Below are 14,779 nucleotides of genomic sequence, written 5' to 3' on the forward strand. Positions count from 1 at the left end.
AACAAGAAGCTATGTATGATTAACCACCTTTGCTTAAGTTGGTTTTTGCTTTTTTGTCTCGGGCCAGCTTATTTTTCAGCTTGGGCGCAGGTGTCAATCAGCGGACGAGTAACTTCTGCTGGAGTACCGATCGGCGGTGTACGAGTTGATCTTCGGCAAGGTGAAGCTTCCCGTTTTCTAGTTTATACATTTACGGACGGAGAAGGAAAATATCGATTAACAACGAACCATGCCGGCAAACTGGCCTTACATTTTAAAGCGTTGAGCTATGAGTCGCTTGCCAAAGAAATCGAGCTTGGCCAAAAAGATACGATAGTAGATGTTGGACTTATAGCAGGTGGTTTGGAACAACTGCAGGAAGTAGTGATAAACGCAAAGCGTCCTTATCGCCTTGGGAGAGATACGATCGAACTTAAGGCTCAATCTTTTTTACAGGGAGACGAGCGCACAGTAGAAGACTTATTAAAGAAAATACCGGGCTTGAATGTTGGGACCGACGGAAGTATCAAAATCGGGCAGAAAGAAGTGGAAAAAGTGATGATAGAAGGTGATGACTTTTTTGAAAAGGGTTACCGACTTCTCACCCAAAACATGTCTGTTCAACCGATAGACAGGATACAGGTATTACAGCGTTATTCAAACAATAAGCACCTAAAAGGAATTGAAAACTCGGATAAAGTTGCTTTGAATCTACAATTGAAAGAAGACAGCAAACACCAGTGGTTGGGATCGGTATCTGCTATGGGCACCATGACCGAACCCTTGCTTTACCAAGCAAGTCTGAACTTGATGAGGATTGAAAAAAAAAACAAATATTATCTTTTAGGCACGGCTAACAATAATGGTGTTGACGCGGTAAGCAGCATCAACCATCGTCTGTACTCAGCTCAAACTGATGAACCCGGGCAGGTGGGCATAGGCGCAAAAACACCTACTTTAATTGACTTTATGCCAGATTTACCCGATTTTGACTATAGGCGAACGAATTTCAACCGTGACCAATTACTGTCGTTCAATACGATTCTTAATCCGACAAAAAAACTCAAGATTAAGTGGTTGGGTTTTGTGAATCCAACGAAGAAATCATTCTATCGAAATACGGTGCAGGATTACAATATTAAGAGCATCCAATTTACCAATACGGAGGACTACGAACTTAACAAGCGTATCAACACGTACTTTACGAAGGTAGAGTTGCAGTATGATATCAATCGACAATCGAGTCTTACCTATACCGGAAATTTAGGATCGCTCAGCAGACACGATACGGGCGACCTCTTGTTCAACGGAAACAATACAGTGGAGACGACCGAAATGCAGGGTTATCTGACCAATCATAACTTTACCTATAGTTATAAGCTTTCTGACCGGGAAGCCATTGTAAGTTCGGCACGTTTGATTGCGCAGCAGTCGCCATTGGATTACCGCATTGATCAATATTATTATGAAGATTTGTTTCAGGTTGGAAGTATTTCGGATGTATATCAGCGTGCCGAAAATAACCTGCAGTACCTCGGAATTACTTCGCATTACGTGCGAAAACAAAAAAACAGTGACTTTATGGAGCTAGCCTTTTCCAATGAGTACAAAATGCAAGAGCTGGCGACGGATTTAGTATTGCATGGAACTGATGGAACCGATATACGGCCGTCAGGATTCTCTAATCGGCTGGATTTCGGCAGCAATAACGCGCATATTATGACCAAATATACGATCAAACGGAGAAAATGGGAATGGACTCCACAATTACATACCGCTTTTATCCATACGCGGCTGCGCTCGTATGGAAGCGTACAAAGCAGAAACAATCTATTCTTTTCGCCACGTGTGCTGGCAAAATGGACACCACACCGCAAAGGGAAGCTGGAGGCAACGTTGTCGTTTCAACAAAGTAGTGCTGACTTAATGGAGGTAGTTCCTAATTATTATACCACCGGTATTCGGAATTTTATGAAAGGATTGAATGACATAGTGAAATTAAATAATTCGGGTACTGTACTGACATATACACACGGAAATATGTTGGATAAGTTTTTTGCGAATTTATCCATGGGATACAACATACTATTTGATTATATCAGTACTCGGAGTGTGCTGAACACCAATTTCAATCTAAATGAGCAGCTCGTGTTGAAAAATAAAAAAACGACCTTTTATAAGGCACAGTTTAACTATTACGTAAAACCGCTGAATGGGAATTTGCGATTGGATATAGGGGCAAATTTCGCTGCTTATGAGACAAGCATATCCGGAATAGGGAACCGCAAAATACGCTCTGGCTCACACGAATACGGCTTGTCGTACCGAAGTGTCTGGAAATATTGGTTGAACATTCATACAGGAAGCCGCATGCAGCTATCTTCATTCAGTAGCGAAAGCACAAACCGGCTCGTAAATACATACAGCTTCCTGAACGCCTTTTTCAAAGTTTCCGAAAACATCCAAGCTAGTTTAAAAAACGAAGCTTATCGCTTTGGCAGTTTTCTTTCGGAAGTCCCTGGCACCTACTACTTTTCTGATTTTTCCTTTGCTTATGATGCAAAAAAAATCAAAGCCAGATTTAGTATAAACGCCAAGAATCTGCTCAATAACCGGCACTTTCGAAGTGCAACCGTTACGGACACCTATCGTTCTTTAATCGAATACCGCCTGCTACCCCGCTATATTGCACTCGGGTTTGATTATAGTTTTTAAGCTTCAGGGTTCACTACAAATAGATCCGCCCGTATTATTAGTCATGGTATTTCCCCATTGCCCAAAATTGGTAACCAGTTGTGGATGGCGCATACTAATGGCGCAACCTTGGTTGTTAGTAATGATATTATTATATACTTGACAGCCGTCGTCCGGTTGATTTAAGTTATTCTGAAACCGTACTGCGTGTCCATTGGTTTGGTCGATTGTACAGTTGAAAATATTAGCACCGTTAGCTGCATCAATACCGATAGCTCCGACACCCCGTTTATGCGTATTGTTTTTGTAAATCCAAACATTTTCCACAAAACAATTATGAGATCCGCCATCGATCGTGATACCCTCTCCCCCATTTTCGTAAGTTTGACAATTTTTAATACGGTTATCTGAACTGCCCCACTGGGAAATGCCTACTACATAGTTATAGTAAGTTTTCACCCCTTCGATCCAGATTCGATTGGCATTGTGGATCAAAATACCTGAATGCCCGCTGTTGCGGAAGTGACTGTTATAAATTTTCGTGTCATTTCCGAAAACGCGTATGTTAGGCTCGGGAAGCATACCACCATCGACATAAATCCAATCGATAACCGTATTGACAATATTAACATCTACATCAAGTACCGAAACGCCCTGCCCTGACGCCGTAGCCGCCTTACGCATATAATTTGTAGGATCGGTTCCATTATGTTCTCCGCGAATGGTTAACCCGCTCTTATTAATATGCACGGTGCCGCTGAAATAATGGTTTCCCGCACGAATAATAATGATATCTCCGGCGACAGATTGATCGATCAGCGCCTGTAAAGCGCCTGTTTCATCCGGACCATTCTGGGCGGGTAAGTATCGTATCGTTGCAGCTTGGTTTAGCGCCGATTCCTGAGCAGTTATTCCGTTAGCAATAACATTCGGACGCTCTTTTAACATATCTGATTTTCCACAGGAAGCGAATACAAAAATCAGCAATGCCACTTTTGACAAGTAAGACTTCATCATAATATGGTTTTTATGTGGTTATTAAATAATTGACTCAAATCTACAAGCGTAATTAATTAATATGTTTCTTAATTTGCTTCAAAATTTCATCAATTTATCTCATTTACAGCCACTTTAGATGTGCTGTAAATAATGATTCTAAAGATTTCATTGCTTAAAAAAAAGGCCATTTCTTTCGAAAGAAATGGCCTTTAGCGTACTTTCACCCTTTTGTATTATCGTTTCTCTGCCCCTTGTAGAGACGAATCTACTCTCAATTTATCGGCTAGAAGTTTCATATAAAAACCGCCTACCACACTCCGGGCTTTGAAATTTTCGCGGATACCGGTATTTGTATCATAAAAATCGTTCAATGGAACACGCGATTCGGTCTCGATTGCATGGGTGTAAACGGGTTTTACTAGCGCTTCAAATGCTTCCCGAGTAGGCGCAAAGGTTGCAGTCCATAAAATCCAGTCGTTTTTAGTATAGGCCTTTCTACTGTCTAAGGGTATACCGAATTTGTTTTGCTTGGTGAGGTAATATCTGATTTCAGTATCGTATACTTTCTGCGGAAATAGGTTCAAATCTAACACCTTATCCCAAACCAAGTTATATTTCTGGCTCCACGTAGCTTTATTGTCGAAAGTCAGTGCGTAATGATCGCCGGCATCAGCCATCTCAATCCATTTAGGCACCATAGATTCCGCAATGGCTCGATATTTTTTAGCGGTTGCTGTTTCACCCAATGCTTCTGCTATTTGTGCGTAGCAGGCAATACCCACTATGGCTTTGACCGACAAATTAGCATTACGTGCTAAATGACCGGCAAAATCATCGGTACATAACTGGGTTTTAGGATCGAGGCCTTCTTTTACCAGGTAATCAACCCAGGTCGTAAGGCTTTTCCAATGCTTCTTGGCGTAATTGCCATTGTTTTGCACTTTGGTAATTGCCGCTGTTAAAATAATCATGTTTCCCGACTCTTCTACCGGCATGGGTTCTCCATAAGTTTGGCCGTTGGCCAATGGATAGGTCCCTAAATCATGCGCGGCCCAGGGATGCGGATATTTACCACTTTCGCTGAAATAAAAAATACCACTTAACATTCCTTGTAATAACTCGGGATTATAAATCAAATATAGCGGTGCTGAGGGATAGGTCACATCGACGGTGTTAATGAAACCGCCGCTGTTGTTCTCTTTAGACAGCCATAATAGCTCGCCCTGAGGGCTCTTGACCAGTGTATGTGCGGCAATACTTTGACGGTAGGCAAGCACACAAAGATGCGCATAATCTTTACCTCCCGCCTTCAGCGCGTCGGCATAAACCTGTTGGTCAAATGCCGCACATTTTTTCATCACAGATTGGTAATCGTTCGCCGCATTATTCAACTGCTTTTCGATGCTTTCTTTCCCGCTGTTGTTCCACCATGGCCGAAGGTTATTTTGAAAATACTGAATAGCATAAATCTCATCATAGCCTACTTCTATAAATCGCTGTACTTCCGCTTTACCTACCGTACCAAAAGATATTACTGTATTTAGTGATAGCAATTTCCCTTTTGACGCGGTAGACCCTACAGAACCTTTTTTGAAGGCATCTACGGCAGCTGTCGCAGGCGTTATAAATTGCGCTACGCCTTTCGCTTTCGGCGTCGCAACGTAGAAATATCCCCAATCAATACGCATATCGTCCGCCGCTTTTTGCAGAACGGCTTGCTCAACGGTCCCTGTCTTGAGCACTGATAATTGATCAGCTGTATACTTTTCAGCAACTACTTCCTGCGACGATCGATATACCGCAATATTGGACGATGCACCAAGAAAAAGCCTTACCGCGTGTTTTTTCCCATCGTTGGCGCTTACACCATAAGTGATGTAAGATACAGGGCGCGATAACAAACTCAGGTCATTCATGAGTAGTGGTGAGGTAAAGGTCAGGTTCAGATTTACCTTCCCTGCTTCAAACGTATATATGGTTTGCGTTGCGGTAACTTCCACATCTTTTTGTATGGCCGTTTGAATCTTAGTGGTTTCCTTCCGCTTATCTACTAGTCCGAAATCTAAGAATCGACCGCCTGCAGTATTTGTCAAGTGGATAGCTAGGAGGTTTTCTCCGGTTTTTAGATCGGCTTTACTGATCGGTAAATAGTGGAAGTTATTGGTCCATCCGGTTTTTTCATATACCTTTTTACCGTTCAGATATACCTCAATATTGTCATCGTGGTTCAATTTCAATAAGAGCTCGTCAATAGTTTCGGGCTTGCTTACATTGAACGTACGTCTAACCCAGATATCGCGAGATTTCCATAGGGTTTTTACACTTTTTTCGTCATCACCAATAGGAGCAGCGCCCGAATTCCAGTCGCTTGCAGCATAGTCGGAAGTTGTCCACGCTCCTGTCGGCTCCTTTTCTGTATACTGCACGGTATAGGCTTCTTCGTCAGAGGTATTGAGTACCGTTTTATAATTGGGTTCTTCTTTCCCCATAAAACGATAAATATTGCCGTCCACGTCGATCAATCCTAAAAGCGAATGATCAGCATCTGTCCAATGCTTGGTGGTAGATGCGTTCAACTGATCGGTAGTTGACCAGATACTAAAATTAGGATTGTGCGTAATCAGCGGATAAGCAGGGGCTTTTCTATGTTGTGCCTGGACCTGGCCTATGGTAAGGCCTATGGTAATTAAACAAGCCAATAAGCTCCAAGCCTTCAATTTTTTTAATTTGTTCATCTCGATTATCGGGTATTGAGCGTTTTAATTGTATGATGCCTGTAAAATTACTACATAATGCTAACCCGATTTAGCAAAGTCGTTTCAAGATTTAGCTGATTTGTCTCATAACTGCTTATTTATTTCAAAACGAGGGATTCGTTACAGTAAGCCGGTAAGGTATTTATGTTAGCGAAAAGTTTAAGGAGTGAGTAAGCACTTGGCACCGAAGGAGGCGCCGCAAATTGCGGTGCCTCCTTCGGTGCCAAGGTTTTTAAAATTTATACATAATTCCTAAACGCATATTTCGTCTCGCTTCCACGATATAAGAGTAATAATCTACACCTCCTTGAGCCTGAGCCTCTGCATTTGCTTTGTTAAAGGACCCTGCTGTTAACAAAGATCTGTTGTCCAATAAATTATTGATGAGGAAAGAGATCATATATCTTTTCTTTTGATAGGATAATCCTCCGTCCGTTCTCACATAATTTTTGAAGTTAGCTTCCTTTGTAGTTCCAATTGCGCGGTCATACATAGTCTGTACACTTCCCATTAAACCAAATCCTTTTAGCACGCCTTTTTGTATACGGTAGCTGAGCCACGCATTTGCTGTATGTTTAGCAGTATTAGGTGTTATATTTCCGATGACGGATTCGTCGGTTGATTTAGTGATCTTTGAATCTGTCAATGCATAATTCACATTAACATTTAAACCACGGACCACTTCGCCGGAAATATCCATCTCTATTCCTTGTGTTTTTGCTTCTCCTTCTTGTTTTTGGAAGAATTGCGCGCTACCACCGGGCATAGGATGGTCGTAGTCGGTGACAAGTTGGTTTTGTCTTTTAATGGTATATGCACTGAGGGTAGAAATCCATCTACCGCCAAACCATTCTCTTTTTAGCCCTAATTCGATGTTGTTACCACGAATCGGTTTGAAGGCATTACCTTCCCAATCTGTTCCCGAAACGGGAACAAAAGATTGATCAAATAAAGAATAAACGCTTGTTGCTCTATCGATGGAATAACTTAACCCCACCCGTGGACTCAAGACGTTGTCCTTAATATCCGCCGCTCCTGTTCTGCCAACCGTTTCGGCGTTCGTAAATCTTAAGCCTAGCGAAAGACGAAGCTGATCTTCTAAGAAAGCCAATTCGTCATGTGCATAGAAGGACATATACGAAACCGATGAAACATAATTGCTACCACCGGCTCTCACTTTGGTACTTTGTGATCGGTCGATCACCGGAAATGCCGATCCCAAAATGCCATACTGGGGGTTGTACACATTGAGTTCTATGGGTAGCGATTTTAAGATTTCTCTGAAATCACCCCAGAATTTTTTGTTGCCAAAATCACCTCCGACTAATATCCGATGCCTGATGCCTCCCGTTCTTTCTTCCCCATTAAAAGAAAATTGTGCAAATCTGTTTTCTCCCGTTTCATCAGCGATACTCCAGTTACGAGGCATATCTCCATTTTCTTTCATATAAGTTAGCCAAGTGCTGTTAGCAGTCATATTAAAATTGAAATATGCTAATTGTGCATGCAGCTTCCATTTGGAGTTTAAACTATGATCTAAATAGAGATAGGCGCTATGGTCTCTTAATTTGCCTGGTTCAAAGGAAGGGTCGCCATAAAAAAAGTCGTTATCGATGTCAGGGTCTGCAAATTGCTTAGGAGAAAAAGTATAGTTTCCGTTCGTCAGATATTTTGATCCTTGATAAGTATATTCAATGGTGATGGAAGTAGCGGTGTCTACTTTGTAGGTTAAGACAGGGGCTACCACAACTCTATTATTATAATTGTATTTTGTAAAGTAATCTTTTTGTTGAGCGGCTACATTTAACCTATAGAGTAATTTTCCGTTTTGGCTTAACTTGCCATCAAAATCCAAGGCACCGCGATAGGTGCTAAAACTTCCCATGCTAAACGTTGCTGACCCTTTTTGCCGGCCCGAAGGTTTTTTGGTTACCACATTATAAAACCCACCGGGTTCGCCGCTAGCGAGCATAAAACCTGCCGGTCCTTTGACAAACTCTATGCGCTCTATCATGGATGCGTCTTCTGCCGTAGGCCCCCAAGATGCTTCAATGTTCATTCCATTTCGAAAGGCTGGGATCTTTGACCCTCTCATACGTATATTCGCGTATTGATTATCCCAATGTCCCTGACGTGTTGCACCACTAATATTGCGGGTGATGCCATCTACGATATCAAATACCTGCTGATCAGCCATAATATCGGATGAAATAACCTGGATATTTTGTGGTAATTCTAAAATAGAAGTCTTTAATCGTAAAGAACCCGATAGGCTATCTAACTTATAATTTTGATAGTATTTCCCGTATACAGCAACTTCATCAATTGCTATTTCATTAGATTGCAAAATAGTTGGTTGCAAAACCAAATTTTGATGCTCAACTTTAATATCCAATGTGGTTTTTTGTAAACCTAATGCAGAGATCTCTATTCTATAATGTCCGGTTTTAACGGCATTGAATACAAATGTACCCTCGCTATTGGAGGGTGTTTTTCCCTTGACTGTTTTGCCTTCCAAAATAGTAATAGAAGCACCTGGAATAGGGAGATTATCTGGTGAAAATACCGATCCTTCAACAGAAAATGTTTGCTGAGCGCAAAGAGTGGTCGCAGTAATGAACAGGCCGACTAAAACGAATAAAGTTTTCTTCATATCAATTTGGCAAGATAAATCAGTTGAAATAATATATTATTTAGACTGATTAAAAATATGCGCAAATATAGAGCGAATACTTTTAAATGCAAATTTTTATCGGAAAACGAGATTACTTTGTACGGGATAAACAGCTTCTCAGCAATTTTTTCTTTTTTTAAAAGCAAAAAATATAGATCTTTAACCTAAAATGTGATGATACCTTTTAACGAAATTTTATTTTTTGCATTAGCCGCGCTCATATTGGTCGTTAGTCCAGGGCCAAACATGATTTACTTAATTTCAAGAACGCTAACACAAGGACGAAAAGCTGGATTAATATCTCTTGTAGGTGTAATTTGCGGTTTTCTGTTTCACATTATAATGGTTTCATATGGGCTGACAGCAATCCTTTTTGCCGTGCCGTTTGCTTATACAATCTTAAAGACATTAGGCGTTATATATCTTTTATATCTAGCGTTTCAAGCGATTAAGCCAAATAGCAAGAATATATTTGAAACAAGTTCGCACCTCCCTTTAGATAAACCCGGGAAATTATTTGCGGTTGGCTTTCTAACGAATGTACTTAATCCTAAAGTGGCAGTATTCTATTTATCGTTTTTTCCACAGTTTATAAAACCTGTATACGGCTCTGTCCTCGCACAAAGCCTGCAGCTAGGATTTACACAGATTATAGTAAGTTTTGGTATTAATTTTATTATTGTTCTATCCGCTGCAAAGGTAGCCGCTTTTTTTTCCGGAAAACCTACTTGGTTGAAAATTCAAAAGTGGTTTATGGCGAGTGTACTTACCGGTTTGGCTATAAAAATGGCTTTTTCAAAAGCAAAATAATATACGTTTAGCGAATTCGCTAAGCATTTATTCGTCTATAGGTCCTTATTACGTTCCATACAAGAGGCATAAAGCCGCTCGCAACTTTAACGACTTTGTACTAAAGCAGCGTGTTTTACTAAATGATGATATCCGCAATAATCGTCTCGATATTAAAAGCCGATAGCTTTATGTGCATTCGGAAGCTAACTTGTGTCCAAGCAGCCATCGATCAATTATAGTAATCCATCATTTGGCAATCCTTACCCTAACGGCATAAACCGCCCACTAAACTGTCGCATCACCCCCTCTTTAAGATGGAATTTTGTTATGACATTTGTTAAAGGCAAAATTGATCAATTAGTTACGCCAAGGTGGAGCAGCAACCACCTAAAAAACGGGCGATCCGAAAAGCCAAACGAGTAGGAATAACGTAAAAAATAAGGTTATGTCAGAAAATAAGGTATCATTGCACCGAGTTATTAAAGCATCCCCGGAAAAAATTTATCGCGCTTTCACAGAAGCTTTGGCAATCGCTTCTTGGTTACCCCCCTATGGTTTTCTTTGTACCGTACATGATATGGACGTCCGCGTAGGCGGTTCCTTTAAAATGTCGTTTCAAAATTTTAGCACGGGCAATAGTCACTCTTTTGGCGGAGAGTATTTAGAATTGAAAACCAATGAGTTTTTAAAGTATTCTGATAAATTTGACGATCCCAATTTGCCGGGCGTCATGACAACCTCCGTGTGGCTTAACAAAACGTCCGTAGGTACGGAATTAAAAGTATTACAGGAAGGAATACCTGCTGTAATACCGGCAGAAATGTGCTATTTGGGCTGGCAGGAATCTTTAGATAAGTTGATTAAGTTAGTTGAACCTGAAATTCCAGATGCATAGTTTGCTCATATAGAATAATAGCTTGCTATTCATTTTTCCACGCTTAAAGAATGAATAGCAGGCTATCATCTAATTATTTATTGGTGGAGTTTTTGGCATATTGCTGTCGCACGCGGCTAAGTGTTTCTCGCGAAACGCCCAGAAAAGACGCGATCATGTGCAAAGGGACTCGACTATAAATCTGCGGGCAAGATTGGATGAAGTTATCGTATTTTTCTTCAGCAGTTTCGCTAATATTGCTAAGGATTCTTTTTTGGTTTACTTCAAAATTTTTGGCATCAAGTGTTTCTCTCAGTTTTTTAAAAGCAGGGATTGTTTCGACGAGCTCTTCAAACTTATCTCTGTGAATCATTAACAATAGACTGTCCTCAAGCGCTTCAATATTATACTTGGAAGGAAGGCCTGAATTATAGCTTTCATAATCGCTGATCCACCAGTTTTCGATCGCGAATCTTAAAATATGCTCGGAACCGTCCCTCCCTACTTGATAAAGCCTTAGACATCCCTTGGCAATAAAGGAATTATAAAAGCTGATATCTCCCTCTTGTAATAAGTATTGACGCTTGCGAAGTTTTTTCGGGACCACAACGCCCTCAACTCGCTTTATTTCTTCATTATTTAGGTCACCCCTTTCAGCCAGATAGGCAGCTAAAGATTCTAACATTTTTAACAGCTTTTTACAAAGCTATTTAAAATCAGATAAAAAAATCAAGGCCTGAACGATATTATGAAATGCCTTATTTTTTTTACATTATATATATTGACACAAACGTACGCATATTAAAATCCGGAGAGATTATACGCGCACGTTTGTTGGTTGGTTATTTCATCAAGCTGATATTTGTCATGCCTCCATCCGCCAAAATCTCAGAACCAAGGATGAAGGATGAATCATCAGATGCTAGAAATACCGCAGCTTTTCCGATATCCGAGGGCTGACCAATCCTCCCGGCAGGTATAAGATTTACCCAAAGTCGTTTAACATGATCAACCTCTTCCTGCGATACCAGTTTACTAAATACGGGGGTATCGATTGTTCCCGGAGAAAGTACGTTTACTCTAATTTTTCTCGCTATTAAGTCCAACGATATCCCTTTGGCTAGGGATATAACAGCTGCTTTAGCGGCGCTGTATATCGCCATTCCAGGGGCCGCACGGTGTGCAGCACTTGAGCCGATAAGCACGATTGAAGCGCCATCTTTCATAAAAGGAAGTGCTCTTTGAACGGTAAAGTAGAGACTTTTTAAGTTCAGATCCATATAATGGTCGTAATCCTTTTCTTCAACTTCGGTAATAGCACCCATTTTGGCACCGTCAGCAACGCCCCCTGCATTGACGACAAGCACCTCAATTTTGCCGAAATGATCGAATGTAGTCTTAAATATACGTTCCAAATCATCCAACTTCGTCACATCACCTTGGAGTCCGATAAAACTGTTCCCTAAGTGTTTAACAGATTGGTCGAGCGTTTCTCGGTTCCTCCCGGTGATAACGCCCACAGCACCTTCGTTTTTCAACGCCTCTGCAATTCCGAAACCTATACCGCTGTTACCTCCGGTAACTACAGTTACTTTATCCTTTAATTTCATATTTTACTTTTTATGAATCAAAGGTCAGATACTTTTACAAGTCATGACAAGGACATTTGACACAAAATTTACTTGATAAACGTCACTTAGACCCTAAATAGACAAGTGTTAAATCGACTAGAATATTTCTGCGTAAGCCGATTACGGCGGAATTAATAAATCGATTTAGAACTAAAAGGAGCTGCTTTTGTCAAATTTTTCGGTTTCACTTTTTTTTTCGACATTTGAGATTTAGCTATCAGAATCAATTTGACCTATGCCCTCTTTTGTAGTGGATATCAATGCGTTTAATGCTGGAGAACGGAAAACGTTTGACGGAGTTTACCGTTATTACTCGCGTCCGCTACAGCATTTTGCCTTTTCGTATGTGCATAACCACGCATTGGCGGAAGAGATTGCAAGCGATAGCATGCTCAAGCTGTGGAATAACCGCCAGCAGATTCGTACGGAGCAGCAAATTAAAGCTTTTCTCTACATCGCTACACGCAATGCTTGTATTGATAATTTGCGCAGCAGCCGCACACGCCCTATGCAGTACTTACCGGAAAATATAGATGACCTTGCAATACAAGCTCCCGAAGTTTATAATCGTATCTTATACGCTGAACTATTGCAACAAATTGAGGAAGCGGTGGACAAACTACCTCCTAGTCAGCAAAACGTCTTCCGAAAGAGTTTCCTTGAAGGCAAGACTACCGATGAAATTGTAAGCGAAACAGGCATGACGGAGTCATCGATATTCACCCAGAAATCAAAGGCAGTAAGTACCCTCCGCAAATTATTGAAGGGAAATCTTTTATTTCTCTTGTGGCTCGCCAAGCTACCATAATCATCAACGTTATTATTTGGTTTGGATGATCGCATCTTCCCTATGCATTATCAACGACCTAATAAAAAAATGAATTTTTTTTGGTAAGGTTTATCCTCTGCATCCGTATCTATATTATCTGTACCCCTAACCAACAAATAGACAGAAAAAATGGAACGGATCAGTCAATTACTTTACAAGCACCTAAAAGGCATTCTCACGCAGGCTGAGCATGCTGAACTCATGGCTTGGGCTGCTGCAGATCCTGCCAATTGGGAACTCTTAAACAAAGTGATTGACGAGGAAAGCCTCGAAACTCATGTTCGGGATTGGTATGCGATTCCCAGGCGATCGGTAGCAGACGATGCTCGTTTGGAAGCTGCCATTGCGCAGCAGGAGGCGTCCATCAGGAACCTGCATTTCCGTCAGCGAATAAGGCGCATACTTCCCTATGCAGCGGCCATATTGATTATCTCATTTGCTGGCATCTGGTATACCTATAATCAAGAGGTACACCAAGTGCACGAAATCGCAGCTGAAGATATATCAACCGGCGGCAATAATGCATTCCTTACCTTAACAGACGGTCGGAAAATAGATTTGAGCACCGGGCAATCGGGAATTATTATTGAAAATGGCCAAATCACCTATGAAGATGGTTCATCGCTCGCAGTGCTACCCGACGTAGGTAGAACAGTGCAAACGATTTCTACACTGGAACTTTCTACACCAAGAGGCGGAACCTATCGGATGACCTTACCCGACGGTTCTAAAGTCTGGCTCAATGCTGCTTCTACTATTAAGTATCCAAGTAATTTTATTGGCAAAGAGCGTATTGTGGAGATCAGTGGTGAGGCTTATTTTGACATCAAAAATGACCGTCAAAGACCCTTCAAGGTGCTTAGCAAAAACCAAGAGATTGAAGTTTTAGGTACAGAATTTAATATCACTGCCTATCCAGATGAAAATGAAACCAAGACCACCTTGGTGGATGGTAAGATACGCTTGTCCTGGTCCGCAAAATCCGAAGGCACTGCTTCCCTGGATAAAACGGTAATATTGATACCCGGTGAACAGGGAAGGCTGAGTAACGGGCGAATCACAAAATCCAAGGTAGATATTGCAGCGTATACTGCCTGGAAGGATGGCTTTTTCTATTTTAATAGAACGCCCACAGCCGTAGCCATTACGCAGTTGGCACGATGGTACGACTTGGATGTAATTTATGAAGGAACGCGACCAGAGGCCAACCTATTTGCTTATATCGACCGCAACAAACCATTAAGTGCTGTTTTAAAAGCGCTTGAAAAGAGCGAGTTGAAATTTAAGGTCGTCCAAAAAGGGCAAAGAAAACAACTGATTGTTTTCGGAGAACAACGATAAAATTAACCAATTCATTAGATAGAAAACCCAAAAAAGAGGAGTAACCATGATAGAAACATAAAACCAAACTGATCAAACATATCCGCAAAAAAGCGGATGATGGTAACGACATCACCCGCTCATTCTGTCTGGATTTTGATATTCGGCACATTCTTCCTGAAGCTGCCGAAAAACCAATTTTTAAAAGCCAAACTAAACAAATATATGATT

General features: G+C 41.0%; 10 protein-coding genes. 5 read left to right on the forward strand and 5 right to left on the reverse strand.

Annotated features, from left to right (window positions below; translation table 11 throughout):
- The first annotated feature begins 15 nt into the window (after nucleotides 1-15).
- The gene (locus tag ACH11B_RS04905; RefSeq protein WP_377611936.1) at nucleotides 16-2,694 is read left to right on the forward strand and encodes a carboxypeptidase regulatory-like domain-containing protein; all 2,679 of its coding nucleotides are present in this window, start codon (nucleotides 16-18) and stop codon (nucleotides 2,692-2,694) included.
- Between the two features lie 3 nt (nucleotides 2,695-2,697).
- On the opposite strand, the gene ACH11B_RS04910 is transcribed toward ACH11B_RS04905, so the two are convergent.
- From ACH11B_RS04910 to ACH11B_RS04920, 3 genes are all read right to left on the reverse strand, one after another.
- Nucleotides 2,698-3,690, reverse strand: coding sequence for a right-handed parallel beta-helix repeat-containing protein (locus ACH11B_RS04910; RefSeq protein WP_289554324.1), 993 nt, complete (start codon nucleotides 3,688-3,690; stop codon nucleotides 2,698-2,700).
- A 215-nt stretch (nucleotides 3,691-3,905) separates the two neighbouring features.
- Nucleotides 3,906-6,407 (reverse strand): glutaminase domain-containing protein, encoded by a 2,502-nt coding sequence (locus ACH11B_RS04915; protein WP_377611938.1) that lies wholly within the window; start codon nucleotides 6,405-6,407, stop codon nucleotides 3,906-3,908.
- A 253-nt stretch (nucleotides 6,408-6,660) separates the two neighbouring features.
- Entirely contained in the window at nucleotides 6,661-9,081 is a 2,421-nt protein-coding gene (locus tag ACH11B_RS04920) for a TonB-dependent siderophore receptor (RefSeq protein WP_377611940.1), read from the reverse strand.
- Nucleotides 9,082-9,276: 195 nt separating this feature from the next.
- Between ACH11B_RS04920 and ACH11B_RS04925 the strand changes: the two genes are divergently transcribed.
- Both ACH11B_RS04925 and ACH11B_RS04930 read left to right on the forward strand, forming a co-directional pair.
- Complete coding sequence (locus ACH11B_RS04925; RefSeq protein WP_130854887.1) at nucleotides 9,277-9,912, forward strand: LysE family translocator; 636 nt, start codon at nucleotides 9,277-9,279, stop codon at nucleotides 9,910-9,912.
- Between the two features lie 427 nt (nucleotides 9,913-10,339).
- Entirely contained in the window at nucleotides 10,340-10,789 is a 450-nt protein-coding gene (locus ACH11B_RS04930) for an SRPBCC family protein (RefSeq protein WP_013664236.1), read from the forward strand.
- A gap of 73 nt (nucleotides 10,790-10,862) precedes the next feature.
- Here the strand turns inward: ACH11B_RS04930 and ACH11B_RS04935 are convergent, their stop codons facing one another.
- Nucleotides 10,863-11,453, reverse strand: a complete 591-nt coding sequence (locus ACH11B_RS04935; RefSeq protein ID WP_377611942.1) for a Crp/Fnr family transcriptional regulator — start codon at nucleotides 11,451-11,453, stop codon at nucleotides 10,863-10,865.
- 157 nt (nucleotides 11,454-11,610) lie between these two features.
- Nucleotides 11,611-12,378 carry an SDR family NAD(P)-dependent oxidoreductase gene (locus ACH11B_RS04940; protein WP_149105088.1) on the reverse strand — a complete coding sequence of 256 codons (768 nt, stop codon included), beginning with the start codon at nucleotides 12,376-12,378 and terminating at the stop codon, nucleotides 11,611-11,613.
- Between the two features lie 256 nt (nucleotides 12,379-12,634).
- On the opposite strand from ACH11B_RS04940, the gene ACH11B_RS04945 reads away from it, so the two are divergent.
- Together ACH11B_RS04945 and ACH11B_RS04950 are read left to right on the forward strand one after the other, a co-directional pair.
- Entirely contained in the window at nucleotides 12,635-13,207 is a 573-nt protein-coding gene (locus tag ACH11B_RS04945) for an RNA polymerase sigma factor (RefSeq protein ID WP_013664239.1), read from the forward strand.
- A gap of 150 nt (nucleotides 13,208-13,357) precedes the next feature.
- A complete protein-coding gene (locus tag ACH11B_RS04950) occupies nucleotides 13,358-14,569 on the forward strand; it encodes a FecR family protein (protein WP_377611944.1) in 1,212 nt (403 codons plus the stop codon).
- The last annotated feature ends 210 nt before the right edge of the window (nucleotides 14,570-14,779 follow it).

The sequence above is a fragment of the Olivibacter sp. EAT-5 genome (assembly GCF_044784325.1).
Classification (GTDB): domain Bacteria; phylum Bacteroidota; class Bacteroidia; order Sphingobacteriales; family Sphingobacteriaceae; genus Olivibacter; species Olivibacter oleidegradans.

Excerpts from the sequence above, each read along its gene's own strand:
- ACH11B_RS04910 (WP_289554324.1), bottom strand. The coding sequence starts at position 3,690 with ATGATGAAGTCTTACTTGTCAAAAGTGGCATTGCTGATTTTTGTATTC.
- ACH11B_RS04945 (WP_013664239.1), top strand. The coding sequence starts at position 12,635 with ATGCCCTCTTTTGTAGTGGATATCAATGCGTTTAATGCTGGAGAACGG.
- ACH11B_RS04935 (WP_377611942.1), bottom strand. The coding sequence starts at position 11,453 with ATGTTAGAATCTTTAGCTGCCTATCTGGCTGAAAGGGGTGACCTAAAT.
- ACH11B_RS04920 (WP_377611940.1), bottom strand. The coding sequence starts at position 9,081 with ATGAAGAAAACTTTATTCGTTTTAGTCGGCCTGTTCATTACTGCGACC.
- ACH11B_RS04930 (WP_013664236.1), top strand. The coding sequence starts at position 10,340 with ATGTCAGAAAATAAGGTATCATTGCACCGAGTTATTAAAGCATCCCCG.
- ACH11B_RS04940 (WP_149105088.1), bottom strand. The coding sequence starts at position 12,378 with ATGAAATTAAAGGATAAAGTAACTGTAGTTACCGGAGGTAACAGCGGT.
- ACH11B_RS04915 (WP_377611938.1), bottom strand. The coding sequence starts at position 6,407 with ATGAACAAATTAAAAAAATTGAAGGCTTGGAGCTTATTGGCTTGTTTA.
- ACH11B_RS04925 (WP_130854887.1), top strand. The coding sequence starts at position 9,277 with ATGATACCTTTTAACGAAATTTTATTTTTTGCATTAGCCGCGCTCATA.
- ACH11B_RS04950 (WP_377611944.1), top strand. The coding sequence starts at position 13,358 with ATGGAACGGATCAGTCAATTACTTTACAAGCACCTAAAAGGCATTCTC.
- ACH11B_RS04905 (WP_377611936.1), top strand. The coding sequence starts at position 16 with ATGATTAACCACCTTTGCTTAAGTTGGTTTTTGCTTTTTTGTCTCGGG.